This window comes from Streptomyces hyderabadensis (genome assembly GCF_020404845.1).
Classification (GTDB): domain Bacteria; phylum Actinomycetota; class Actinomycetes; order Streptomycetales; family Streptomycetaceae; genus Streptomyces; species Streptomyces hyderabadensis.
Genome location: NZ_JAIOJZ010000001.1, coordinates 25,160 through 49,811, shown reverse-complemented (window position 1 = coordinate 49,811; position 24,652 = coordinate 25,160). Strand labels below are relative to the sequence as shown.

The window sequence follows — 24,652 nt, the reverse complement described above, 5'->3', positions numbered from 1 at the left end:
GCCGGCTGCTCGGGGCGCCGGCCGGCCGCTTCGCTGAGCGAACGCTCAGTCGGTCGCCGATTGTTCCAGACGGACGACCACGGACTTGCTGGCCGGGGTGTTGCTGGTGTCCGCGGTGGCGTCCAGCGGCACCAGGACGTTGGTCTCCGGGTAGTACGCCGCCGCGCAGCCCCGGGCCGTCGGATAGTGCACGACGCGGAAACCGGCCGCCCGCCGCTCCACGCCGTCGCGCCACTCGCTCACCAGGTCGACGTACGCGCCGTCCGCGACGTCCAGCCTCCGGGCGTCCTCCGGGTTGACCAGGACGACGCGGCGGCCGTTCCTGATGCCCCGGTAACGGTCGTCCAGGCCGTAGATCGTGGTGTTGTACTGGTCGTGCGAGCGCAGCGTCTGCAGCAGCAGCCGCCCCTCGGGCAGCTCGGGGAACTCGACCGGAGCGGCGGTGAAGTTGGCCTTCCCGGTGGCCGTCGGGAAGCGGCGCTCGTCGCGCGGGGCGTGCGGCAGGGCGAAGCCCCCGGGGCGGGCCACGCGCGCGTTGAAGTCCTCGAAGCCCGGCACGACCCGCCCGATGCGGTCCCGGATCGTCGCGTAGTCCTTCTCGAACTCCTCCCACGGTGTGCGGCTCGCCTCGCCCAGCACCCGGCGCGCCAGGCGGCACACGATCGCGGGCTCGGACAGCAGCTGCCCGCTCGCGGGCTCCAGCCGCCCGCGCGAGGCGTGCACCATGCCCATGGAGTCCTCCACGGTGACGAACTGCTCGCCGCCGCTCTGCAGATCGCGCTCGGTGCGGCCCAGCGTCGGCAGGATCAGCGCCCGCGCGCCCGTGACCGCGTGCGAGCGGTTCAGCTTCGTCGACACGTGCACGGTGAGCCGGGCCCGGCGCATCGCGGCCTCGGTGACCTCCGTGTCGGGGGAGGCGGAGACGAAGTTGCCGCCCATGGCGAAGAAGACCTTCGCCTCGCCGTCGCGCAGCGCGCGGATGGCCCGCACGACGTCGTAGCCGTGCGCGCGCGGCGGGGCGAAGCCGAACTCCTTCTCCAGCGCGTCCAGGAACGCGGGCGCGGGCCGCTCGAAGATGCCCATCGTGCGGTCGCCCTGCACGTTGGAGTGACCGCGCACCGGGCACACGCCCGCGCCGGGGCGGCCGATGTTGCCGCGCAGCAGGAGGAAGTTCACCACCTCGCGGATCGTGGGCACCGAGTGCTTGTGCTGGGTCAGGCCCATCGCCCAGCACACGATGGTGCGCTCCGAGGCGAGCACCATGCGCAGCGCTTCTTCGATCTCCGCGCGCGTGAGCCCCGTCGCCGCCAGCGTCTCGTCCCAGTCGGCGGCGCGGGCGGCCGCGGCGAACTCCTCGTAGCCGTGCGTGTGTTCCTCGACGAAGGCCTCGTCGACCGCGCCCTCGGTGTCCAGGATCAGCTTGTTGAGGAGCCGGAACAGCGCCTGGTCGCCACCGAGGCGGATCTGCAGGAACAGGTCGGTGAGGGAGGCGCCCGCGGTGAGCCCCTTGGGGGTCTGTGGGTTCTTGAAGCGCTCCAGACCGGCCTCGGGCAGCGGATTCACGCTGATGATCTTCGCGCCGTTCGCCTTGGCCTTCTCCAGAGCCGAGAGCATCCGCGGGTGATTCGTGCCCGGGTTCTGGCCCGCCACGATGATCAGGTCGGACTTGTACAGGTCCTCCAGCAGGACGCTGCCCTTGCCGACGCCGATGGTCTCGGACAGCGCCGAGCCGGACGACTCGTGGCACATGTTGGAGCAGTCCGGCAGGTTGTTGGTGCCCAGCTCGCGCGCGAAGAGCTGGTAGAGGAACGCCGCCTCGTTGCTGGTGCGCCCCGAGGTGTAGAAGACCGCCTCGTCGGGCGAGTCCAGTGCGGCGATCTCCTCCGCGACGATGTCGAAGGCGCGCTCCCAGGTCACCGGCTCGTAGTGCTCGCCGCCCTCCGGGAGGTACACCGGGTGCGTCAGCCGGCCCTGCTGGCCGAGCCAGTAACCGCTGCGGGTGGCGAGGTCGGCCACGGAGTGCGCGGCGAAGAACTCCGGGGTGACCCGGCGCAGGGTGGCCTCCTCGGCCACGGCCTTCGCACCGTTCTCGCAGAACTCCGCCGTGTGCCGGTGGTCGCCCTCCGGCCAGGCGCAGCCCGGGCAGTCGAAGCCGTCCTTCTGATTGACGCGCAGGAGCGTCAGCGCCGTCCGCTTCACCCCCATCTGCCGCTGCGCGACCCGCAGGGTGTGGCCGATCGCCGGGATGCCCGCCGCCGCGTGCTGGGGCCCCGAGACCCGCGGCGCGTCCTGAACCGGATCACCCTTGGGCGGCTTGGTCGCCATCGCGCGCTCCTTCGCTTACGCGTTGTGAGGTACGTCTCCGATCCTCGCACGCCCCGCCGACACCGAGGCCGTCCGGGCGGGGCGGAGATGGTGAGCAATGCTTGCGGAACCTGAGGTGCCGCGGTCGCGCACACGGCGCGGGACGGTGCGGGGAGACCACGGGACGGCGAGGCCGGGGCCGACTGTCAGTGCCACGTGGCAGGATCGGTGTCGTGGCGAAGACAGCATCGAAGAAGACCGACAGCACCTCCGGCGGCCGACCGCGGCTGATGCTCATGGACGGGCACTCGCTGGCGTACCGCGCGTTCTTCGCGCTGCCCGCGGAGAACTTCACGACCGCGACCGGCCAGCCGACCAACGCGATCTACGGTTTCGCGTCGATGCTGGCCAACACCCTGCGTGACGAGGCGCCCACGCACTTCGCGGTGGCGTTCGACGTCTCCCGCAAGACCTGGCGCTCGGAGGAGTTCACCGAGTACAAGGCGAACCGCTCCAAGACCCCGGACGAGTTCAAGGGGCAGGTGGAGCTGATCGGCGAGCTGCTCGACTCCATGCACGTACCCCGCTTCGCCGTCGAGGGCTTCGAGGCCGACGACGTCATCGCCACCCTCGCCACCCAGGCCGAGGCCGAGGGCTTCGACGTGCTGATCGTCACCGGCGACCGGGACTCCTTCCAGCTGGTCAGCGAGCACACCACGGTCCTGTATCCGACCAAGGGCGTCTCCGAGCTGACCCGCTTCACCCCGGAGAAGGTCTTCGAGAAGTACGGGCTGACCCCCGCCCAGTACCCCGACTTCGCCGCGCTGCGCGGCGACCCGTCCGACAACCTGCCCGGCATCCCGGGCGTCGGCGAGAAGACCGCCGCGAAGTGGATCAACCAGTTCGGGTCCTTCGCGGAGCTGGTCGAGCGCGTCGACGAGGTCAAGGGCAAGGCCGGGCAGAACCTGCGCGACCACCTGGAGTCCGTGAAGCTCAACCGCCGGCTCACCGAGCTGGAGCGCCGGGTCGAGCTGCCGAGGACGGTCGCCGACCTGGAGCGGACGGCCTACGACCGCAAGGGCGTCGCGGTGATCCTGGACACCCTGGAGATCCGCAACCCCTCCCTGCGCGAGCGGCTCTACGCCGTCGACCCGGGCGCCGAGGAGGCCGAGGCCACCCCGGTGGTCGCGGACGGCGTGGAGCTGGACGGCACCGTGCTGGGCACGGGCGAGCTGGCCGGCTGGCTCGCCGAGCACGGCGCGCAGCCGCTCGGCGTGGCCACGGTCGACACCTGGGCGCTGGGCACCGGATCGGTGACCGAGGTCGCGCTCGCCGCGTCCGACGGGAAGGCCGCCTGGTTCGACCCGACGGAGATCGACGAGGCCGACGAGACGGCGTTCAGGGCCTGGCTGTCCGACCCGGACCGGCCGAAGGTCTTCCACAACGCCAAGGGCGCGATGCGGGTCTTCGCCGAGCACGGCTGGAGCGTCGCCGGCGTGGGCATGGACACCGCGCTGGCCGCCTACCTGGTCAAGCCCGGCCGCCGCTCCTTCGACCTGGACGCGCTGTCCCTGGAGTACCTGCACCGGGAGCTGGCCCCCGCCGCCGCGGCCGACGGACAGCTCGCCTTCGGCACGGACGAGGGCGCCGAGGCCGAGGCGCTGATGGTGCAGGCCCGCGCCGTCCTCGACCTGGGCGAGACCTTCGAGAGCCGCCTGGCCGACGTCGGCGCCGCCGACCTGCTGCGCGACATGGAGCTGCCCACCTCCGCGCTGCTCGCCCGCATGGAGCGGCACGGCATCGCCGCCGACCGGGAGCACCTCCAGGCCATGGAGCAGATGTTCGCGGGCGCCGTCCAGCAAGCGGTGAAGGAGGCGCACGCGGCGGCCGGACGAGAGTTCAACCTTGGCTCGCCCAAGCAGCTCCAGGAAGTCCTCTTCGGCGAGCTGAACCTGCCCAAGACCAAGAAGACCAAGACCGGCTACACGACCGACGCCGACGCCCTGGCCTGGCTCGCGGCGCAGACGGACAACGAACTGCCGGTGATCATGCTCCGCCACCGCGAGCAGGCCAAGCTGCGCGTCACGGTGGAGGGCCTGATCAAGACCATTGCCGCGGACGGGCGCATCCACACCACGTTCAACCAGACCGTCGCCGCGACCGGCCGCCTCTCCTCCACCGACCCGAACCTGCAGAACATCCCGGTCCGCACCGACGAGGGCCGGGCGATCCGCCGCGGGTTCGTGGTCGGCGAGGGCTTCGAGTCCCTGATGACGGCCGACTACAGCCAGATCGAGCTGCGGGTGATGGCCCACCTCTCCGAGGACGCGGGCCTGACCGAGGCGTTCACGTCCGGCGAGGACCTGCACACCACCGCGGCCGCCCAGGTCTTCTCCGTCGAGCAGTCCGCCGTGGACGCCGAGATGCGCCGCAAGATCAAGGCCATGTCCTACGGCCTGGCGTACGGGCTGTCCGCCTTCGGCCTCTCCCAGCAGCTGAACATCGAGGCGGCCGAGGCACGCGGCCTGATGGACGCCTACTTCGAGCGTTTCGGCGGCGTACGGGACTATCTGCGCCGGGTCGTCGACGAGGCACGGGCCACGGGGTACACGGCGACCCTCTTCGGCCGCCGCCGCTATCTGCCCGACCTCAACAGCGACAACCGGCAGCGCCGCGAGGCGGCCGAGCGGATGGCCCTGAACGCGCCGATCCAGGGCACCGCGGCCGACATCGTCAAGATCGCCATGCTCAACGTGGACAAGGCGCTGCGCGAGGCCGGCCTCAAGTCCCGCATGCTCCTCCAGGTGCACGACGAAATCGTCCTGGAGATCGCCCCGGGCGAGCGCGCCGCGGCGGAGGAGCTGGTCCGCCGCGAAATGGCCAACGCGGTGCAGCTCAGGGTCCCCCTGGGCGTCTCGGTGGGCGCGGGCCCGGACTGGGAATCGGCAGCACACTAGCCGCGCCCGCCGCGCCGCCCCCGGCCGCCGCTGTGCGCAGCCGTGCTGCCGCCGCTGCGGGCAGTCGTGCCGCTGGGGGTGGGGGTACCTGGACACTCTTCCGGCGCTGGTGGGCGGCCCCCGGGGCCACCCGCCCGCCCGTCCCGTCACTCCGGTGGCCCCCGAGGAAACGCCCCGCCCCCGCTCTCCCGTGAGGATGCGGGCATGGGTATACGCATGCTCCACCACCGGACGACACCGGCACGGGCACGGGCACGCACCGACGGACCCGCCCGCGTGCCACTCCTCCCGGTCCCGGTCTTCGCACCGGGCGCAAGTACCGGCCGCACCCCCGCCACCCTCACGACGGTGCTGCGCCGCACCGCGACGGGCCTGAGCCGCCCACTGGCCCGCCGCGCCCCCGCGACCGCCGCCACCACCCCGCACGAGACACCCGCCTGGCGGCTGTGGGCCGACCTGGCCCGCGGCTACCTCGCGCTGGCCCTCACCCTGCTGCCGCGCCCCCGGCCCGCCCACACCTTCACCGTGTTCGTCGCGACCGCCGACACCCTCGGTGCGCGACCCGGCGGCCCGGCCCGCTACTGACCACGACCCCCGGACCGCAGGCCGGCCGCGCGACCAGGGGGAACGGCAACAGAACTCCGCATATGACCAACTGGTGAATATCGGGCAGGAACGGGTGCCCGTGCAAAGGAAGTTGTCGTAGGGTCGCCTGCGGCACCGTACTGGTCGAACAGACGAGCACGGCGCCCGGAGGATCGCGGTGCAACCGTCTGCGCCGGTCGATCGTCACAACAGGGCGGGCACGGCAGGTACAACGGGCGCGTACGACAGCAGAAGACGGCCGGGACGGACGCGCGGGCGTCCACGGGAGGGGTTCACTCTATGGCGGCGCATTTCGACAGGAGGCTCCGCAAGGCGGCGGTCACCACCACCGTGGCGGCGGTCGCGGTCGCGGCCCTGTCCGCGTCCCAGGCCCCCGACGTGACGGCCGACGCCAACGGCAGACAGACCACCGCCGACAACGTGCCGACGTCCGACACGCCCTCCGAGGAGAGCGCCACGGGCAACTCGCCCTACTACACCGACCTGCCGCCCCTCAACAGCCCCAACCCCGCCCCGACCACGGGCACCCCGTCCTCCCGGGACTCGTCCGAGACCGGCATCCCCGCCACCGTCCTCGACGCCTACAAGAAGGCCGAGTCGGAGCTGCGCCGGGCCAAGCCCGGCTGCAACCTGCCGTGGCAACTGCTGGCCGCCATCGGCAAGGTGGAGTCCGGTCAGGCCCGCGGCGGCCGTGTCGACGCGGCCGGCACCACCATCGGCCGCATCATCGGCCCGCAGCTCGACGGCAACGGCTTCGCGCTCATCAAGGACACCGACAACGGCGTCTACGACGGCAACAGCAGCTACGACAACGCCGTCGGCCCCATGCAGTTCATCCCGTCCACCTGGGCCTGGGCGGGCCGCGACGGCAACGGCGACGGCAAGGAAGACCCCAACAACGTCTACGACGCCGCGCTCGCCGCCGGCCACTACCTGTGCCGCAACGGCTGGGACCTGTCCGACCGGGCCGACCTGAAGAGCGCGATCCTCAGCTACAACAACTCGCAAACCTACCTGTACACGGTCCTGTCGTGGCTGGAGCACTACCGCAAGGGCACCCACGAGATCCCGGACGGCACCGGCAGCCTCCCGGTCGGCCGCAGCGACGACCCCGGCGCCGGTGCCGACCCCTCGCCGGGCGCGAGCACCGGGTCGCAAACTCCCGGCGGGGCGACGCCGAGCCCGTCCCAGAGCGCGAGCAAGCCACCGTCGTCGGGCACGCCCACCGATCCCGGCGGGCCGAGCACCACCCCCTCCACGCCGCCCAAGGACCCGACACCGCCGACCGAGACCCCCACGCCCGCCCCCACCCCCACCGACACGGTTCACCACCTGGAGAACGCCGGCACCACGGGGCTCACCGCGAGCGCGGGCGACACGTTCGCCAAGAGGATCAGCGCCCGCGCCGAGACCAAGGCCGGGAAGGCCGTCGGCAAGGTGCGCATCCGCTTCACCGTCCTGGGCGACACGGACGCCGCCTTCACCGGCGGCGACAAGGTCGCCGCGGTCACCACCGACGCCTCCGGCGTGGCCGTCGCGCCCGCGCTGGTGGCGGGTGAGCAGACCGGCGGGTTCACCGTCCGCGCCACCGTGATCGGCCGTACCGTCCCGGGCCTCGACTACCGGGCGACCGTCACCGAGCGCGCCGCCGACACCCTCACCAGCACCGGTGCGACGGAGCTGACGTGCACGCCGGGCGGCGAGTTCGCCGACCCGGTCGCGGTGAAGGCCACCCTCAAGGGCGCCGTCGCGGACCAGGTCGCCGTGACCGCGACCCTCATCAAGTCCAAGGACGACCCGACCGAGAGCGACAAGGGCCCCTACTTCAAGGACGCCGACGGGACCGCCGTCCGTACGCTGACCGGCCGGAAGACCGACGCCAAGGGTCTGCTGGAGCTGCCGAAGCTGTACGCCGACGACGCCGAGGGCACGTACATCCTCCGGCTCACCACACCGGGCGGCGCCAAGCTCGACATCACCCTGAACGTGGCCAAGGCGGCCGAGCCGACACCGGACCCGTCGACCGGGGAGTCGACGGCACCGGCGGCGTAGCCACCGTCCCGCCCGGCGGGGCGCTCCCCGCCCCGCCGGGAGCCGGTCACCTGCCGAGCCGGGCCTTCGTGTACCGCGTCGGCTCCGCCGTGGCCGGGTCCTCGGGCCACGGATGCTTCGGATACCGGCCGCGCAGCTCCGCCCGTACGCCCTTGTAGCCGTCCTGCCAGAACGAGGCCAGGTCGGCGGTGACCGCGGCGGGGCGGCCGGCGGGGGAGAGCAGGTGCACGAGGAGCGGCACCCCGGCGACCTCGGGTGACCGCTGGAGCCCGAACATCTCCTGCAACTTCACGGCCAGGACGGGCTGCTCGGGGTCGCCGTAGTCGATCCGGATCCTGGACCCGCTGGGGACGAGGATCCGCTCGGGGGCCAGCTCGTCGAGCCGCGCCGCTTCCCCACAGGCCCAGGGCAGCAGCCGCGCCAGCGCCTGCCCGGCGTCGATCCGCCCCAGGTCGGCGCGGAGCCGGGCCCGGCCCAGCTCGGGCTCCAGCCACTCGTCCGCGCGCGCGAGCAGGGCGTCGTCGGTGACGTCCGGCCAGGGCTCACCGAGGTGCCGGCGCAGGAACGCGAGCCGCTTGCGCAGCAGCTCGGCGTCGGCCCACCGGCCCAGCAGCCCCAGCCCCTCCCGCCGCAGCCCCTCCAGCAACGCGGCCCGTACGAGGGCGGGGTCGGCGTCGGTGAGGGCCCGCACCGCCAGTTCCACCGCCCCGAGCCGTTCGACCCGCCGGGCCACCACGTCGCCGTCGGCCCAGTGCACCTCGTCCCGCTCCGTCAGCAGCGCCCGGGCCGCGAGCCGGGCGGTCTCCTCGTCGACGGCCGCGCCGAGCTGCACGCGCGCGTGCCCCCTGCCCACGGGCCGGTCCGCCACGGCGACCGCGATCCAGGGTGCCCCGCGCAGCGCGGACGCCTCCGGCAGCTCCGCCCGGGTGCCGGACACCATCAGGTACGAACCGCCGTCCTTCCTGGCCACCCGCTCGGGAAACGCCAGCGCGGCCACCAGCCCGGCGAGGGCGTCGTCACCGGCCGACTGCCCCCGCCCGCCGTCCCCGCCCGCCACCGCGTCCCGCAGCCGCCGCACCTCGGCCCGCCACCGCGCCCCGTACGCGTCCCCGCCCCGCCGAGCCGCCCGCAGCACGGACACGAGGTCGTCCCCGTACTCCCGCGGCGCCTCCTCGCTCAACAGCCCCACCACCTCGGCCACCACATCGCCCCCGCGGCCCCCCACCCGGGACGCGCCGGTCCCGGGCCCGCCGCTCCCGGACCCGGCCCCGGAGCCGCCCGCGGGTGCCGGGGCGGCCCGGGGCGGGACGGCCGCGCTCAGCTCCGTCGCGTCCAGGAGCGCACGGCCCAGCCGGGGGTGCAGGCCGAGGCGGGCCAGCCGTACGCCTCGCTCCGTGGCCCGGCCGGCCGGGTCCACCGCGCCGACCGCCGCCAGCACCGACCGGGCCGCCGCCATCGCCCCGCCCGGCGGCGGATCGAGCAGCGCCAGGCCGGACGCGTCCGGATCGCCCCAGCAGGCCGCCTGCAACGCGAACGCCGTCAGGTCGGCCAGCTTGATCTCCGGCGCCGGGAACCGCGGCAGACGGGCGTCCTCCGCCTCCGCCCAGCAGCGGTACACCACTCCCGGCGCCTCACGGCCGGCCCGGCCCGCCCGCTGCCGCGCCGCCGCCCGTGAGGCCCGTACCGTCGTCAGCGCGCTCAGCCCGCGCGCGTGGTCCACCCGCGGCTCCCGCGCCAGACCCGCGTCCACCACCACCCGCACGCCCGGGACCGTCAGCGACGACTCGGCCACCGCGGTCGCCAGCACCACCCTGCGCCGCGCCCCGGGCGCCAGCACCGCGTCCTGCACGGCCGCGGGCGCCCGACCGTGCACCTGGAGCACGTCCACGTCCCCGAGCGCCCCCAGCTGCCCGGCGACGCGGGAGATCTCCCCGACGCCCGGCAGGAAACACAGCACGTCCCCGTCCCGCTCGGCCAGCGCCCGCCGCACCACCGAGGCCACGTGGGCGAGCAGCGCCGGGTCCACCCGCATCCCGTGCGGCGGCCGCACCGGCCGTACCGGTGGCGCCCACACGACCTCGACGGGGTACGACACGCCCCGCGCCTCGACGACCGGCGCGTCGCCCAGCAGCCGGGACCAGCCCTCCGCGTCCGTCGTCGCCGACGCGGCCACCAGCCGCAGCTCGGGACGCAGCGCCTGCCGCACGTCCCACAGGAACGCCGCCGACGTGTCCGCGTCCAGATGCCGCTCGTGGCACTCGTCCAGCACCACCGCGTCGACGCCCGTCAGCTCCTGGTCCCGCTGGAGCCGCTGCAGCAGTACACCGGTCGTGACGACCTCCACGCGCGTGCGGTGCCCGACCACCCGCTCGCCGCGCACGGTGTACCCGACGCGCTCGCCCGGCTTCTCGCCCAGCAGCCACGCCATCCGCCGGGCCGCCGCCCGCGCCGCGATCCGCCGCGGCTCGGCCACGACCACGCGCCGCGCGGGAGCCTCCTGCCCGTCCAGCAGCCCGGCCAGCGCCAGCGGCACCAGCGTCGTCTTGCCGGTGCCGGGCGGCGCCACCAGCACCGCCGTGCCGTGCCCCTCCAGGGCGTCGTGCAGCGCGGGCAGGGCACCGCGCACGGGCAGCGCGTCCAGGGCGTCGTAACGGATCACGCCCCCAGTGTCGTACGTCCGCGAAACCGCCCTCCACGCGCGCGTGGCCGCGACGCTCCGGTACGGCTCAGTCGCGCTCGCAGACGAAGATCGCCGTCCCCGGGATCAGGTGCCCGCGCAGCGGCGACCAGCCGCCCCACTCCGAGGTGTTCCAGTCCGGCCACTCCGGCTCCACCAGGTCCACCAGCCGGAACCCGGACGTCACCACGTCCCGCACCCGGTCGCCGAGCGTCCTGTGGTGCTCCACGTACACCGCGAGGCCCTCGTCGTCCTGCTCGACGTACGGCGTCCGGTCGAAGTACGAGGCGGACACCGACAGCCCCTCGGGGCCCGGCTCGTCCGGGAACGCCCAGCGCAGCGGGTGCGTCACCGAGAAGACGAAGCGGCCGCCGGGACGCAGCACCCGGCGCACCTCCCGCAGCACCAGCCGCGGGTCGGCGACGAACGGCAGCGCCCCGTACGCCGAGCACGCCAGGTCGAAGCTGCCGTCCGCGAAGGGCAGGACGGCCGCGTCGGCACACACCAGGGGGAACGAGCCGCCGATGCGCAGGGCGTGCTGCAGCTGGCGGTGGGAGAGGTCCAGGGCGACCGGACGGGCCCCCTGCGCGGTCAGCCAGCGCGAACACTGGGCGGCGCCGGCGCCGATCTCCAGGACGTCCTTGCCCTTCAGCTCCTCCGGCGGGCCGAGCAGCTCCGCCTCCACCTCGTCCAGACCCTCGGGACACCACACGAAGCGGTCGTCGCCGAGGAACGTGCCGTGCTCGGTCTGGTACTCGTCCGCGTTCCGGTCCCACCAGCCGCGGTTGGCGCGGGAACTCTCCGTGACACCTGCGGCACGCCGGGTCGCCTCCGGCTCGGACGCTTCGACTCCCTCTTGGATGACCGGCTCCCTCGTACTAGTCTGCGGGCTCTTCCGTGCCGCCCGCCCCGCGTGTCGCGCCAGGGTGACCAGGGGGCCGCGTGGCCTCGGGGGACGGCTCTTGTGCCGGGTATGCGACGATCCGCCCCGGGTGTGCGGCTTCGCGCATTGACCCTGCCCGGCTGCCCCCGTATGCTACAAGTTGCGCTGCGGGCCTGCGCACCTCAGACGTAGCAGGTCGCGCTCGCATCTGTTGTATGTCCCCTCGGTTCTCGAGGCGTCACCAGCGATTTTCGGTGACGCTTACTTGGCTGTCCGGCTTCTGCAGAGCGAAACGGGCTCCCGGCGTAAGCAGTACCTACGACTTCAATGTCCGTACCGGAGCCCTTTCCCACATGACGAGCAGCACCGAGACCACCGCCACCACCCCGCAGGTTGCGGTCAACGACATCGGTAACGAGGAAGCCTTCCTCGCCGCGATCGACGAGACGATCAAGTACTTCAACGACGGCGACATCGTCGACGGCGTCATCGTGAAGGTCGACCGGGACGAGGTCCTGCTCGACATCGGTTACAAGACCGAAGGTGTCATCCCGAGCCGCGAGCTCTCGATCAAGCACGACGTCGACCCCAACGAGGTCGTCGCCGTCGGTGACGAGATCGAGGCCCTCGTCCTCCAGAAGGAGGACAAGGAAGGCCGCCTGATCCTCTCGAAGAAGCGCGCCCAGTACGAGCGTGCCTGGGGCACCATCGAGAAGATCAAGGAAGAGGACGGCATCGTCACCGGTACCGTCATCGAGGTCGTCAAGGGTGGTCTCATCCTCGACATCGGCCTCCGCGGCTTCCTCCCGGCCTCCCTGGTCGAGATGCGCCGCGTCCGCGACCTCCAGCCCTACGTGGGCAAGGAGCTCGAGGCGAAGATCATCGAGCTGGACAAGAACCGCAACAACGTGGTCCTGTCCCGCCGTGCCTGGCTGGAGCAGACCCAGTCCGAGGTCCGCCAGACCTTCCTCACCACCCTCCAGAAGGGTCAGGTGCGGTCCGGCGTCGTCTCCTCGATCGTCAACTTCGGTGCCTTCGTGGACCTGGGTGGCGTCGACGGTCTGGTCCACGTCTCCGAGCTGTCCTGGAAGCACATCGACCACCCGTCCGAGGTCGTCGAGGTCGGCCAGGAGGTCACCGTCGAGGTCCTCGACGTCGACATGGACCGCGAGCGCGTCTCCCTGTCGCTGAAGGCGACCCAGGAAGACCCGTGGCAGCAGTTCGCCCGCACCCACCAGATCGGCCAGGTCGTGCCCGGCAAGGTCACGAAGCTGGTGCCGTTCGGTGCGTTCGTCCGCGTGGACGAGGGCATCGAGGGTCTGGTCCACATCTCCGAGCTGGCCGAGCGCCACGTGGAGATCCCGGAGCAGGTCGTCCAGGTCAACGACGAGATCTTCGTCAAGGTCATCGACATCGACCTCGAGCGCCGCCGCATCAGCCTCTCGCTGAAGCAGGCCAACGAGGCCTTCGGTGCCGACCCGTCGGCGGTCGAGTTCGACCCGACCCTGTACGGCATGGCCGCGTCCTACGACGACCAGGGCAACTACATCTACCCCGAGGGCTTCGACCCCGAGACCAACGACTGGCTCGAGGGCTACGAGACCCAGCGCGAGGCCTGGGAGACCCAGTACGCCGAGGCGCAGCAGCGCTTCGAGCAGCACCAGGCGCAGGTCATCAAGTCCCGCGAGGCGGACGAGAAGGCCGCTGCCGAGGGTGGCGACACCGCGGGCACGGCCCAGGCCGCGTCCGGTGGCGGTGGCGGCGGTTCCTACTCCTCCGAGGGCGGCGACAACTCCGGCGCCCTGGCGTCGGACGAGGCGCTGGCCGCGCTGCGCGAGAAGCTCGCCGGCGGCCAGAGCTGAAGCTCTGCACACACCGGCCGTTGACCCTCAGCGGTTGACGTACAGCGGTTGACCGAGGGGCCGCACCTTCCGAGGTGCGGCCCCTTCGGTGTGTCTCCCCGGGAATGCCCCACCCCGCAAGGGCGTTGTGACATGTGAACACGAGGAGGGGAGCGGTCACTGTGCTTGATCCGCAGGATTTGTACGCCTGGGAGCCGAAGGGCCTTGCCGTCGTCGACATGGCACTCGCCCAGGAGTCGGCCGGACTGGTCATGCTGTACCACTTCGACGGATACATCGACGCCGGGGAGACCGGCGACCAGATCGTCGACCAGGTGCTCGACGCGCTGCCCCACCAGGTCGTCGCCCGCTTCGACCACGACCGGCTCGTGGACTACCGCGCGCGCCGGCCGCTGCTGACCTTCAAGCGGGACACCTGGACGGACTACGAGGAGCCCACCATCGAGGTGCGGCTCGTCCAGGACGCCACCGGGGCCCCCTTCCTGCTTCTGTCGGGCCCCGAGCCGGACGTCGAGTGGGAGCGCTTCGCCGCCGCCGTACGGCAGATCGTGGAGCGGCTCGGCGTCCGCCTCTCGGTGAGCTTCCACGGCATCCCGATGGGCGTGCCGCACACCCGCCCCGTCGGCATCACCCCGCACGGCACCCGCACCGACCTGGTGCCCGGCCACCGCAGCCCCTTCGAGGAGGCGCAGGTCCCCGGCAGCGCGGAGGCGCTGGTCGAGTACCGGCTCGCGCAGGCCGGCCACGACGTGCTCGGTGTCGCCGCGCACGTCCCGCACTACATCGCCCGCTCCGCCTATCCGGACGCGGCGCTGACCGTCCTGGAGGCGATCACCGCGGCGACCGGACTGGTCCTGCCCGGCATCGCGCACAGCCTGCGCACGGACGCCCACCGCACCCAGACGGAGATCGACCGGCAGATCCAGGAGGGCGACGAGGAGCTCACCGCCCTCGTCCAGGGCCTGGAGCACCAGTACGACGCGGCCGCCGGTGCCGAGACCCGGGGCAACATGCTCGCCGAGCCCGTCGAGATTCCCTCGGCGGACGAGATCGGCCGCGAGTTCGAACGGTTCCTCGCCGAGCGGGAGGGCGACAACTGACGGCGTGAGCGGCACCCCCTAAGCTTCCGCCCATGCTGAAAGTAGGCTTGACCGGCGGGATCGGCGCGGGCAAGAGCGAGGTGTCCCGGCTCCTCGTCGAACACGGCGCCGTACTGATCGACGCCGACCGGATCGCGCGCGAGGTCGTCGCCCCCGGCACACCGGGACTCGCCGCGGTCGTGGCGGCCTTCGGCGAGGACGTCCTCACCGAGGACGGCGCTCTGGACCGGCCGAAACTGGGCGCGATCGTGTTCGCCGACCCGGAGAAGCTGGCCGTCCTGAACGGCATCGTGCACCCCCTGGTCGGTGAGCGCTCCCGCGCCCTGGAAGAGGCCGCCGCCGAGGACGCCGTCGTCGTCCACGACGTCCCCCTGCTCACGGAGAACGGCCTGGCGCCGCTGTACGACCTCGTGGTCGTCGTGGACGCCGACCCGGCCACCCAGCTCGACCGGCTGGTGCGGCTGCGCGGCATGACCGAGCAGGACGCCCGGGCCCGCATGGCCGCCCAGGCGACGCGCGAGCAGCGCCGGCAGATCGCGGACGTGGTCGTGGACAACGACGTACCGCTGGAGGAGCTGCGGCGGCGCGTCAAGGAGGTCTGGGACGAACTGGTGCGCAGGGCGCACACGGAATAGCGGATCCGGCGCGTGCGTTGATCCGTCCCAGCGAGGGAAGGACTCTGCCGTGCCCGAGACAAGCGGTCCGACCGGACGTACTCCGGAGACGGACGTCATCGACTTCCGTGCCGCCGAGCAACTGCTCGCGGCGCGGGACCCGCGCGGCGCGGTGAAACTGCTCGACGGCGTCATCGGCGCCCATCCCGAGAACACCGCGGCCCGGCTGCTGCGGGCGCGTGCCTTCTTCGCGGCGGCGCAGCTGCGACCGGCCGAGCTGGAGTTCACGATCGTCCTGGAGCGCGAGCCGGACAACGCCTTCGCGCACTTCGCCCTCGCCCGCACCTACGAACGCCGGGGCTGCCCGGACCAGGCCAGGCGCCACTTCCGGCTGGCGGCGGCGCTCGATCCGAACCCGGAGTACCTGCAGCAGGCGCGCTTCGACTCCTGACCGTCGGCTCCCGGCGGGCTTCCGGTCGGCTCCGCCGGCCCGGGCACCGGGGTCAGCGTCTCGGCGGCGGGTACGGCGGGATGCTGCGGCCCGGCTGGTAGTGCGGGCCCTGGCGGATGTGCCGGAGGATCACGGTGAGGTCGACCGTGATGACCAGCCACAGCACACCGCAGGCGAGCGCCCAGCCGAACCGCCCGGTGAGCGCGAAGGCGGCCGTGCCGAAGACGGCCCAGACCAGCCCCCACAGACTCAGCCAGAACCGCGCCCGCAGGGCACTGCGCGCGGTGGCCGGTTCACTGCCCGTACGCATCGGATCATCACTCCTGTGCTCCTGTATCGAACGTACTGCGACGGGCCGCGCGCGGCGAAGCGAGTCGCACCGCCGGACCGGTCGCCTCCCTGGAACGGGCGCGTTCACTCGGTCGGGTGAACCCGTGCGAAGGGGGAACGGCTGTGCGGGCGCGGGCCGTTGGACTGGCATGGAGCTGAGAATGCGAGAGGGACACCAGGGGACAGGACCCGGAGCCATCACCCCGGACGGCTGCGCGGTCGAGCTCTATGCGCGGCTGCCCGCCGGAGCCGAGCCGGACATCGTCGCCGCCGCCGTGCCGGAGGGCGCGCGGATACTGGAGCTGGGCAGCGGCGTGGGGCGGATGACCCACCCGCTGCTGGAGCGGGGGTACGCGGTCACCGCGGTGGACGAGTCCGCCGAGATGCTGGAGCGCGTGCGCGGGGCGCGCACGATATGCAGCCCGATCGAGGACCTCGACCTCGGCGAGCGCTTCGACGCGGTGATGCTGGCGTCGTTCCTCGTGCACACCGGGGACGTGGAGGTGCGGCGTGGCCTGCTGCGCACGTGTGCCAGGCACGTCGAGGAGGACGGCTGCGTCCTGATCCAGCGGGAAGGGGCGGACTACCACACGAACCTGCCGCGTGAGCGGGTGGATCCCAGCGGCTTCACCGTCCGGATCCTGTCGGCGGACCCGGTGGGTGACGGCGTCAACGCGGTCCGGGCGGAGTACGAGTTCCCGGACGCCGTGTGGACCCAGACCTTCCGGGCCCGCCCGCTGACCCGGGAGCAGTTCGAGGAGGCGCTGGGGGAGGCGGGACTGGCGGTGGACCGGTATCTCACCGAGGACGGGACGTGGGTGAGGGCCGTGCCCGTGCGGCAGGGGTAGCGGCCTGCCGCGGCGGTACCGGCCGGCGCGGGCATCTTCGTGGCGGCAGGGGCCCGGTCCGGCGATGAGTTTCGCGGCGGCGAGCGGTCTGTATCCCCGACATCAGCACGGACCGCCCAGCTCAGGAGACCGCCATGCCCGAAACCACCGCGTCCCCCGCCCCCGCCGTGCCGGCCGTGCCCGCCCGCGGGCGTGGCCTCCGCCGTGTCGCCCTGCGCGCGGTGCAGGTGCTCCTCGCCCTGTTCTTCGCCCTGGCGAGCGCCCTGCCCAAGCTGATCGGTCACTCCTCGGCGGCCGACACCTTCGCCGAGATGGGCTGGGGCGACGCCGGCATGTACGCGATCGGCGTCCTGGAGCTGGCGGGAGCGGTCGCCCTGGTCGTCCCGGTGCTCCAGTCGGTGGCGGCGACGGCGCTGAGCGCGCTGATGGTGGGCGCGTTCGTCGTCCAGCTCACCTATTTCGACGGTGAGAACGCGGCGACGCCGCTCGTGCTGCTGGTGCTGCTCGTCGTCATCGCTCGGGCCCGGCGCGGCCACAACGAGGAGCTGCGCCGGCTGGTGGGCGACCGGGTCCGGCGCGGCTGATCGAATGTCGCCCCGCCCGCGGCCAGCTCAGGGCCTGGTCCCGGCGTCCCTGCGGGAGCTGCTCAGGCCCTGCAGCCCGCGCAGCCGGTCCATCTCGCGGCGGTCCCGCTTGGTCGGGCGCCCGGCGCCCCGGTCGCGGATCCCGGCCGGGGCGACGGCCTCGCGGGGCGGGGGCGGCGGGGAGTTGTCGACGTAGCACTGGACGGCGACCGGCGCACCGACGCGCTTGCGGATCAGCCGCTTCACGACGACGATCCGTTCCCGGCCCTCCTGCCGCAGCCGCACCTCGTCGCCGACGCGGAGCGAGTGGGCGGGCTTCACCCGCTCGCCGTTCACCCTGACATGGCCGCCGCGGCAGGCGGTCGCGCCCAGGGAGCGGGTCTTGATCAGGCGGACGGCCCAGATCCAGCTGTCCACGCGGACGCTCTCGCCGTTCTTTGGCCCGGCCGCCTCGGCGGCGGCGATCGCCGCCGCCGTCTTCGGGTCCGGTGCCCCGGCCGCGGCAGCGGGGCCGTCCTGCGGGGCGGCCGCCCGGCCGCTCCCGCCCTCGTCATGCTCGGAAGCCATGGTCCGACCCTAACCGCCCGGCCCGGCGGAGCGGACCGCAATTTCGGTGGCCTGCCGACCCCGCCGACGGGCCGCACCGAGCCCCGGGAAGCCCCGCGCGTCCCGCACACGCCTGCCGGGGTCCTACGGTGGACGCATGGACACCGGTGGCCTCTGCGTACTCGACGAGCGCATCGCGGGATGCCGGGCCTGCCCGAGGCTGGTCGAGTGGCGGGAGGAGGTCGCCCGCACCAAGCGGGCCGCCTTCGCCGACTGGACGTACTGGGGCAGGCCGGTGCCCGGCTTCGGCCCGCCGGACGCCCGGCTGCTGATCGTCGGGCTGGCCCCCGCGGCCCACGGCGGCAACCGCACCGGGCGGATGTTCACCGGCGACCGCTCCGGAGACGTCCTGTACCGGGCGCTGTACGACGTCGGCCTCGCCTCGCAGCCCACCGCGGTCAGCGTGGACGACGGCATGGAGCTGTACGGCGTGCGCATCACCTCGCCGGTGCACTGCGCACCGCCCGCCAACAAGCCCACCCCGGCCGAACGGGACACCTGCCGTTCCTGGCTCGTCCAGGAGCTGGGGCTGCTGCGGCCGACGCTGCGGGCGGTGGTGGTCCTCGGTGCCTTCGGCTGGCAGGCCGCGCTGCCCGCGTTCGCCGCGGCGGGCTGGACCGTGCCCCGTCCCCGTCCGGCCTTCGCCCACGGCGGGCAGGTGACCCTGGACGCCGCCGACGGGCCGGGCCTGCACCTGTTCGGCTGCTTCCACGTCAGCCAGCGCAACACCTTCACCGGCCGGCTCACCCCCGAGATGCTGCGCGACGTGCTGCGCACGGCGGCGGACACGGCGGGGCTGCCCACCCGCAGGCCCGCCCCGTAAAAGGGGATGAGTGTGCCGCGCCGACGCGGCTACGGTGCTCCGATGGGCCTGTATCCGGAGACCGAACCGTACGACCACGGCATGCTCGACGTCGGCGACGGCAACCACGTGTACTGGGAAACCTGCGGAAACCCGCACGGCAAGCCCGCGCTGGTGCTGCACGGCGGACCCGGCAGCCGGGCCAGTCCGGGCCTGAGGCGCTACTTCGACCCCGCCGCCTACCGGATCGTCCTCCTCGACCAGCGGGGCGCCGGGCGGTCACGGCCCCGCGCGAGCGAACCCGGCACCGACATGAGCGTCAACACGACCGCCCACGTCATGGCGGACCTGGAGCGGCTGCGCGTCCACCTGGGCATCGAGCGCTGGCTGGTGTGGGGCGTGTCGTGGGGCTCCGTCCTGGGCCTGCGCTACGCGCAGACGCACCCCGGAGTGGTGACCGAGCTGGTGCTGACCGGGGTCGCCACCGGGTCCAACGCCGAAGTGGCCCTCCTGACCCGCGGGCTGGGACACGTCTTCCCGGAGGCGCACGAGCGGTTCCTCGCCGAGCTGCCCCCGCAGGAACGCGACGGCAACCTGGCCGCCGCCTACAACCGCCTGCTGGAGTCGCCGGACGCCGCGGTGCGCGAGCGGGCCGCGCGGGCCTGGACCGACTGGGAGACGGCGACGATCCCGGCACCGCCCGGCTCGGTCGCCCGGTTCCAGGACCCGGAGTTCCGCATGGGCTTCGCCCGTACCGTCACCCACTACTGGGGCAACGACCACTTCCTCGGCGACGGCAACGACGCGGGCGTGGTCCTCAGGGACGCGCACCTGCTGAAGGGCATCCCCGGCACCCTGGTCCAGGGCAGCCTCGACTTCGGCAACCTGCTCGGCATCGTCTGGCGGCTCCACCACGCATGGCCGGACAGCGAGCTGGTGATCGTGGACGAGGCCGGGCACGACGCCGGGACAACGGGCGACGAGGCCCTGCTGGCCGCGACGGACAAGTACGCGCGTGTATGACGCCGGTGGGTCAAGGACTCACGGCCGGCCGCCGTCCGGCACGGCCGCGGTCGCGGTGATCTCCACCAGCTGTCCCGGGTAGCCGAGGCAGCTCACCCCGAGCAGGGTCGAGGAGTGCGGACCGGCGCTGAGCCCGGAGGCCTCGACGACCTCCCAGACGGCGGACAGCGCGGCGGTCTCGGCGCTCACCACGTACACGTCGGTCGACAGCACGTGCTCCAGCCCGCTCCCGACGGCACGCAGCTGCTCGGTGAGGTTCGCGATCACCTGCTCGGCCTGCCGGACCGGATCGCCCTCGCCGACCAGCTTCCCCTCCGCGTCGAGCGGGACGGAACCGGCGAGGAACGCGAGCCTGGTCCCGGCCTCCACGACCGAGGCGTGGGAGTAGACGGGCGGCGGGAAGAGACCGGGCACGGTGAGGCGCTGGATCACGGGGACTCCTGGAGGACGGACGGGCTGCCTCCTGATCGTCCGTTCTCCGCCCGCCCGGCGCACCCGAATTTCGTTCGCGGCCCGCACCCCGGCCGCCTAGGCTCCCCGGAGTCGGCCACACCCGTCCGCCCGCACGTCAGGAGCCCGCACCCGTGCCCACACCCACCCTCACGGACCAGGCCTTCCTCGACACCACGGCCGACCGGCTCGCCGCCCTGCCCGCGGTCCGTGCGGTCACCCTCGGCGGATCCCGGGCGCGGGGCACGCACCGGCCGGACAGCGACTGGGACCTGGCGGTCTACTACCGGGGCGCCTTCGACCCGGCGGACCTGCGGGCCGTCGGCTGGCCGGGCGAGGTCTCGGAGATCGGCGCCTGGGGCGGCGGAGTGTTCAACGGGGGCGCCTGGCTGACGATCGACGAACGCCGGGTCGACGTGCACTACCGCGATCTCGACACGGTCGAGCACGAGGTGACGGAGGCGGAGGCGGGCCGCTTCGGCGTGCAGCCGCTGATGTTCCACCTGGCGGGCATCCCGACCTACCTCGTGGTCGCCGAGCTGGCGATCAACCGGGTGCTGCGCGGCGAGCTGCCCCGCCCCGCCTATCCGGAAGCCCTGCGCACCACCGCGCCCGAACGCTGGTACGGCGCGGCCACCGCCACCCTCGCCTACGCCGAGGCCGGTCACGCCCCCAAGGGCGCCCTCACCCAGGTCGCCGGCGCCCTCGCCCTGGCCACGACCCAGACGGCGCACGCGGTGCTGGCGGCCCGGGGGGAGTGGGTCACCAACGAGAAGGGCCTGGTCGAACGGGCCGGGCTGAGCGGGATCGACGCGCTGCTCGCCGGCCTGACGCCGGAGCCGCCGGCCCTGGCGGACTCGGTGACGCGCGCCGGGGCACTGCTGCACGACGCCATCGAGGCCGCCCGCCGCTGAGTGCGCCACGGGCGCCGTGGTGCGCCTGGTGCGCCTGGCGCGCCGTGCCGTGCCGCTCAACGGCCTTCACCTGCCCGAAACAGGCCCGTCTCCGCCCCTTCGAAAACCCGTCGTACGCTTGACAGCGCACCGCACCGCATTGCACCGCACCGCACCACCAGCCCGGCCACCGTCGCCCGAAGGCTCACCACCGCCCTCGACCGGACGACAGGAGCCCCGCACCCCGTGTTCCGCACCGCCGCCCGCACGCTCCCGCCCTGGCTCGGCCACGCCCTGAACGCGCAGCGCGGACCTGTGCCCTGGAACGCGATGGTCCGGGGCGCGCTGGCCGGCGGGCCGCTGCTGATCGTGGCCCTGGCCGCCGGGCGGGCCTCCCTCGGGGTCCTCGCCGCGATCGCCGCGATGCTGGCCGGCATCAACGACCGGCCGGGCAGCCGCCGTGCCGCCGTGCGCCGGATCGGCGTACCGGCGCTCGCGGGCGCGGCCGGCCTGCTCGTCGGGACGTACGCCGGGCAGCATCTCCCAGCCGTGGCGCTGACCCTGGTGCTGACCGGGCTCGGGCTGGTCGCCGGAGGGGTCAGCGCCGTCGGGCCGGTGGCGTCCGGGGCGGGGACGCAGCTGCTGGTCACCGCGGCCGTGGGCGCCGGGATGCCGCTGCCCGACCCCGGATGGCAGCGCGTGCTCGCCTTCCTCGCCGGCGCAGGATGGCTGCTCCTGCTGCGGCTGCTCCTGCCCACGCCCACCTCGCGCACCGGCGAACTCCGTCTCGACTTCCGCTTCGACGGGGAACGGGCCGCCGTCGCCGACGTCTACGAGGCCGTCGCCGCACTGCTCGAAGCCGTCGGCACACAGCACGCGGTGGCCCGCCGGGCCGCGCTCACCGCAGCCCTGGACCACGCGCAGGACGCGCTCGCCGGACCCCGGCTGCGGCGCCGTGCCGCCACCGCGGCCGAGCGCCGGCTGCACGCCCAGTACGCCGCCGCGCTGCCCCTCGGCGAGGCCGCGACCGCGCTCGCGTGGGCGGAGCGGACGGTGCCCGCGCGGGCCGCCGAGGGGCCCCGGCGGCTCGCGGCCGCCGTCCGCGGCAACACCCACGCCGGGCCGCTGCCCGCGCCCGGCCGGACCGATCCCGCCCTGCGCGCCCTGGACGACGCCGTCCTGCACGCGGCGGCGGCCTTCGACCGGGGCAGGGGTCCCGACCTGCACGTGCGGAGGCGATCGCCCCGCTCCGTGGCGCGCGCCGTGCTCGGCCCGGGCGGGCGGGAGTACGGGCTGCGGGTCGGGCTGTGCTTCGGCGCCAGTGCCGCCGTCGCCCAGGCACTGCACCACGGTCACTGGTACGGCTCCCACCAGCACTGGTACTGGCTGCCCGCCACCGCCGTCTTCCTGGTCAAGCCCGACCTCGGTCCGCTGGTGTCCCGGGTGCTGTGCCGGGCGGCCGGGACGGTGCTCGGGGCGCTGCTGTTCGCCGCCTTCGCGGCCGTGCTGCCGCGGCCGGAGGGACTCGTCGCCCTGGTCGCCGTCTGCGGGGCGCTGGTGCCGGTCGCCGCGCGGCACTTCGCCGCCCAGACCACCGTCGTCACCGTCCTCGTCCTCGCGCTGGTCATGGTCGGCGGCGAACCGCCCGCCTCCGCGGGCCGGATCGGGGAGACGCTGCTGGCCTGCGCGATCGTGCTGGTGGCCGGGCACCTGCCGATGCCGGGGCAGTGGGGCGCCGGCGTCCGGGCGGGCATCGACGCCGCCGACGCCGCCGCACACGCCTACCTCACGCACGTACTGGGCGAGTCCGACGACCGGGCCACACGGTGGACGCTGCGCCGGGAGGCGTACCGCACGCTCGCCGAGGCCCGCGCCGCGATCGCCCGCGCCGCCGCCGAACTGCCCGCCGTCGCCCGGCACTCCGAGGGCACCGACGAGGTGGCCGCCGTTCTCGAACGGCTCGTCGACACCACCACCGCGTGCGCCGTGCACCTCGACGACACCGGGCGGCTGACCGCCCACCACACCGAACGGCTCGCCGCCCTGCGGGACGAACTCGCCGAGCGGCGCGGGCGCGTGGGCCGGCCCCGTACGTTGGCGTGATGACGCCTTCCTCCGCCCCGCCCCCGTCTTCCGCAGGGCCCGCAGAGCCCGCCGGACCTCCCGAGCCGGCAGCGCCCCGCGAGCCCGCCGATCTCGTCATCACCGGCTGCACCGTCCTCGTGCACGACGACCGCGAGCGGATCGGCTTCGAGCCGGACGCGGCCGTCGTCGTACGCGACGGGGTCGTCGAGTCCGTGACCACCGCCGCCGCCGCGGCGGCCGTGCCCGCCGCCGACCGCATCGACGCACGCGGCCAGGTCGCCCTGCCCGGCCTGATCAACTGCCACACGCACGCGCCGATGGCCGCCCTGCGCGGGCTCGCCGAGGACCTGCCCACCGAGGAGTGGTTCAACGACGTCGTCTGGCCCGTCGAGTCCAACCTCACCGTGCGGGACGTGACCCTGGGTGCCCGGCTGGCCTGCGCCGAGATGATCCGGGCGGGGGTGACGACCTTCGCGGACAGCTACTTCCACATGGACGCCGTGGCCGCCGTCGTCGACCGGTGCGGGATGCGGGCGCAGCTGGGGCAGGCGTACTTCTCCTCGCAGGGGTCCGAAGGCAGGGAGGCGTCCCTGGAGTTCGCGCTGCGCCGCCGGGACGGCGCCGGCGGCCGGATCACCACCGCCCTCGCCCCGCACGCCCCCTACACGGTGACCGAAGCCGACCTCGCCGCGACCGCGGAACTCGCCCGCGAGCACGGCCTGCCGGTGCACCTGCACGCCGCCGAGAACCGCGAACAGACCGACGCCAGCCTCGCCCGGCACGGGGTCACCCCCATCGAGGTCCTGGCCCGCACCGGCGTCCTCGACACCGACGTGCTCATCGCCCACGGCACCGGCATCACCGAGGGCGACCTGCCGCTGCTCGCACGCGCGGACGGCCGTACCGCGGTGGCGACCGCGCCCCGCGGCTACCTCAAGTTCGCCTGGCCGGACACCACGCCCGTGCGCGCGCTGCGCGAGGCCGGCGTCCCCGTGGGCCTCGCCACGGACGGTGCCGCGTCCAACAACTCCCTGGACGTGTGGGAGTCGATGGCGCTCACGTCCCTGATCCAGAAGTCCGCCGAGGGCGACCCGCGCTGGCTGACCTCCCGCCAGGCCCTCCACCACGCCACCGTGCAGAGCGCCCAGGCGGTCGGGCTCGGGGACGCGGTGGGCCGCATCGCCCCGGGGCGGCGGGCGGACCTGATCCTCGTCGACCTCACCGGACCGCACACCCAGCCCGTGCACGACCTCGCCGCCACCCTGGTGCACAGCGCGCGCGCCGCCGACGTGCGCACGACGATCGTGGACGGACGCGTCCTCATGCGGGACCGGGAACTGCTCACCCTGGACGTGCCCGCGGTGGTGCGGGAGCTGGGGGAGCGGCTGCCCGCCCTGACCGACCGCGGGCACGGCCGGCGCATCCAGCGGTACGACACCTGAAACGCCTGGTCAGGCGCATACCGAAAAGAATCTTGCCGGGCAGCGATGAGTTCCGCTCCGCCCTTCGGTCACCAACTGGACGG

General features: G+C 73.8%; 20 protein-coding genes. 14 read left to right on the top strand and 6 right to left on the bottom strand.

The features are described from left to right. Nucleotides 1-45: 45 nt before the first annotated feature. A complete protein-coding gene (locus K7854_RS00225; RefSeq protein WP_226024272.1) occupies nucleotides 46-2,325 on the bottom strand; it encodes an FdhF/YdeP family oxidoreductase in 2,280 nt (759 codons plus the stop codon). A 212-nt stretch (nucleotides 2,326-2,537) separates the two neighbouring features. Between K7854_RS00225 and polA the strand changes: the two genes are divergently transcribed. The 3 genes from polA to K7854_RS00210 all read left to right on the top strand — a co-directional run bounded on the left by polA (nucleotide 2,538) and on the right by K7854_RS00210 (nucleotide 7,919). Beyond that, the gene (gene polA / locus K7854_RS00220) at nucleotides 2,538-5,261 is read left to right on the top strand and encodes a DNA polymerase I (RefSeq protein ID WP_226024271.1); all 2,724 of its coding nucleotides are present in this window, start codon (nucleotides 2,538-2,540) and stop codon (nucleotides 5,259-5,261) included. Nucleotides 5,262-5,465: 204 nt separating this feature from the next. Next, nucleotides 5,466-5,846: a hypothetical protein gene (locus tag K7854_RS00215; protein ID WP_226024270.1), complete on the top strand. Its 381-nt coding sequence runs from the start codon at nucleotides 5,466-5,468 to the stop codon at nucleotides 5,844-5,846. A gap of 300 nt (nucleotides 5,847-6,146) precedes the next feature. Further along, a complete protein-coding gene (locus tag K7854_RS00210) occupies nucleotides 6,147-7,919 on the top strand; it encodes a lytic transglycosylase domain-containing protein (RefSeq protein WP_226024269.1) in 1,773 nt (590 codons plus the stop codon). Between the two features lie 46 nt (nucleotides 7,920-7,965). Here the strand turns inward: K7854_RS00210 and K7854_RS00205 are convergent, their stop codons facing one another. Beyond that, entirely contained in the window at nucleotides 7,966-10,578 is a 2,613-nt protein-coding gene (locus K7854_RS00205; RefSeq protein ID WP_226024268.1) for an ATP-dependent RNA helicase, read from the bottom strand. A 67-nt stretch (nucleotides 10,579-10,645) separates the two neighbouring features. Next, complete coding sequence (locus K7854_RS00200) at nucleotides 10,646-11,458, bottom strand: class I SAM-dependent methyltransferase (RefSeq protein ID WP_372480982.1); 813 nt, start codon at nucleotides 11,456-11,458, stop codon at nucleotides 10,646-10,648. Nucleotides 11,459-11,832: 374 nt separating this feature from the next. Here K7854_RS00200 and rpsA point away from each other — a divergent pair, with 374 nt between their 5' ends. The 4 genes from rpsA to K7854_RS00180 all read left to right on the top strand — a co-directional run bounded on the left by rpsA (nucleotide 11,833) and on the right by K7854_RS00180 (nucleotide 15,506). Continuing rightward, nucleotides 11,833-13,341 carry a 30S ribosomal protein S1 gene (gene rpsA, locus K7854_RS00195; protein WP_226024267.1) on the top strand — a complete coding sequence of 503 codons (1,509 nt, stop codon included), beginning with the start codon at nucleotides 11,833-11,835 and terminating at the stop codon, nucleotides 13,339-13,341. Nucleotides 13,342-13,502: 161 nt separating this feature from the next. After that, nucleotides 13,503-14,441 carry a PAC2 family protein gene (locus K7854_RS00190; protein ID WP_226024266.1) on the top strand — a complete coding sequence of 313 codons (939 nt, stop codon included), beginning with the start codon at nucleotides 13,503-13,505 and terminating at the stop codon, nucleotides 14,439-14,441. A gap of 32 nt (nucleotides 14,442-14,473) precedes the next feature. Beyond that, nucleotides 14,474-15,076, top strand: coding sequence for a dephospho-CoA kinase (coaE, locus tag K7854_RS00185; RefSeq protein WP_226024265.1), 603 nt, complete (start codon nucleotides 14,474-14,476; stop codon nucleotides 15,074-15,076). A gap of 49 nt (nucleotides 15,077-15,125) precedes the next feature. Next, nucleotides 15,126-15,506, top strand: a complete 381-nt coding sequence (locus K7854_RS00180; RefSeq protein ID WP_226024264.1) for a tetratricopeptide repeat protein — start codon at nucleotides 15,126-15,128, stop codon at nucleotides 15,504-15,506. Between the two features lie 52 nt (nucleotides 15,507-15,558). Here K7854_RS00180 and K7854_RS00175 read toward each other — a convergent pair whose 3' ends face one another. Beyond that, complete coding sequence (locus K7854_RS00175) at nucleotides 15,559-15,816, bottom strand: DUF6343 family protein (RefSeq protein ID WP_226024263.1); 258 nt, start codon at nucleotides 15,814-15,816, stop codon at nucleotides 15,559-15,561. A gap of 181 nt (nucleotides 15,817-15,997) precedes the next feature. Here K7854_RS00175 and K7854_RS00170 point away from each other — a divergent pair, with 181 nt between their 5' ends. Together K7854_RS00170 and K7854_RS00165 are read left to right on the top strand one after the other, a co-directional pair. Next, entirely contained in the window at nucleotides 15,998-16,684 is a 687-nt protein-coding gene (locus tag K7854_RS00170; RefSeq protein WP_226024262.1) for a class I SAM-dependent methyltransferase, read from the top strand. A gap of 134 nt (nucleotides 16,685-16,818) precedes the next feature. Continuing rightward, the gene (locus K7854_RS00165) at nucleotides 16,819-17,268 is read left to right on the top strand and encodes a DoxX family protein (protein WP_226024261.1); all 450 of its coding nucleotides are present in this window, start codon (nucleotides 16,819-16,821) and stop codon (nucleotides 17,266-17,268) included. Nucleotides 17,269-17,295: 27 nt separating this feature from the next. Here K7854_RS00165 and K7854_RS00160 read toward each other — a convergent pair whose 3' ends face one another. After that, on the bottom strand, nucleotides 17,296-17,835 hold the full coding sequence (locus tag K7854_RS00160; RefSeq protein WP_226024260.1) for an RNA-binding S4 domain-containing protein: 540 nt from the start codon (nucleotides 17,833-17,835) through the stop codon (nucleotides 17,296-17,298). A gap of 136 nt (nucleotides 17,836-17,971) precedes the next feature. Here K7854_RS00160 and K7854_RS00155 point away from each other — a divergent pair, with 136 nt between their 5' ends. Then, complete coding sequence (locus tag K7854_RS00155; RefSeq protein ID WP_226024259.1) at nucleotides 17,972-18,697, top strand: uracil-DNA glycosylase; 726 nt, start codon at nucleotides 17,972-17,974, stop codon at nucleotides 18,695-18,697. A 42-nt stretch (nucleotides 18,698-18,739) separates the two neighbouring features. Continuing rightward, nucleotides 18,740-19,699, top strand: a complete 960-nt coding sequence (gene pip / locus K7854_RS00150) for a prolyl aminopeptidase (RefSeq protein WP_226024258.1) — start codon at nucleotides 18,740-18,742, stop codon at nucleotides 19,697-19,699. An 18-nt stretch (nucleotides 19,700-19,717) separates the two neighbouring features. Here the strand turns inward: pip and K7854_RS00145 are convergent, their stop codons facing one another. Continuing rightward, complete coding sequence (locus K7854_RS00145; RefSeq protein WP_226024257.1) at nucleotides 19,718-20,131, bottom strand: RidA family protein; 414 nt, start codon at nucleotides 20,129-20,131, stop codon at nucleotides 19,718-19,720. A 152-nt stretch (nucleotides 20,132-20,283) separates the two neighbouring features. On the opposite strand from K7854_RS00145, the gene K7854_RS00140 reads away from it, so the two are divergent. From K7854_RS00140 to K7854_RS00130, 3 genes are all read left to right on the top strand, one after another. Further along, a complete protein-coding gene (locus K7854_RS00140) occupies nucleotides 20,284-21,063 on the top strand; it encodes a nucleotidyltransferase domain-containing protein (RefSeq protein WP_226024256.1) in 780 nt (259 codons plus the stop codon). A gap of 225 nt (nucleotides 21,064-21,288) precedes the next feature. Then, nucleotides 21,289-23,145, top strand: a complete 1,857-nt coding sequence (locus tag K7854_RS00135) for an FUSC family protein (RefSeq protein WP_226024255.1) — start codon at nucleotides 21,289-21,291, stop codon at nucleotides 23,143-23,145. Beyond that, nucleotides 23,145-24,569 (top strand): amidohydrolase, encoded by a 1,425-nt coding sequence (locus K7854_RS00130; protein WP_226024254.1) that lies wholly within the window; start codon nucleotides 23,145-23,147, stop codon nucleotides 24,567-24,569. Before K7854_RS00135 ends, K7854_RS00130 begins: the two co-directional genes overlap by 1 nt. The last annotated feature ends 83 nt before the right edge of the window (nucleotides 24,570-24,652 follow it).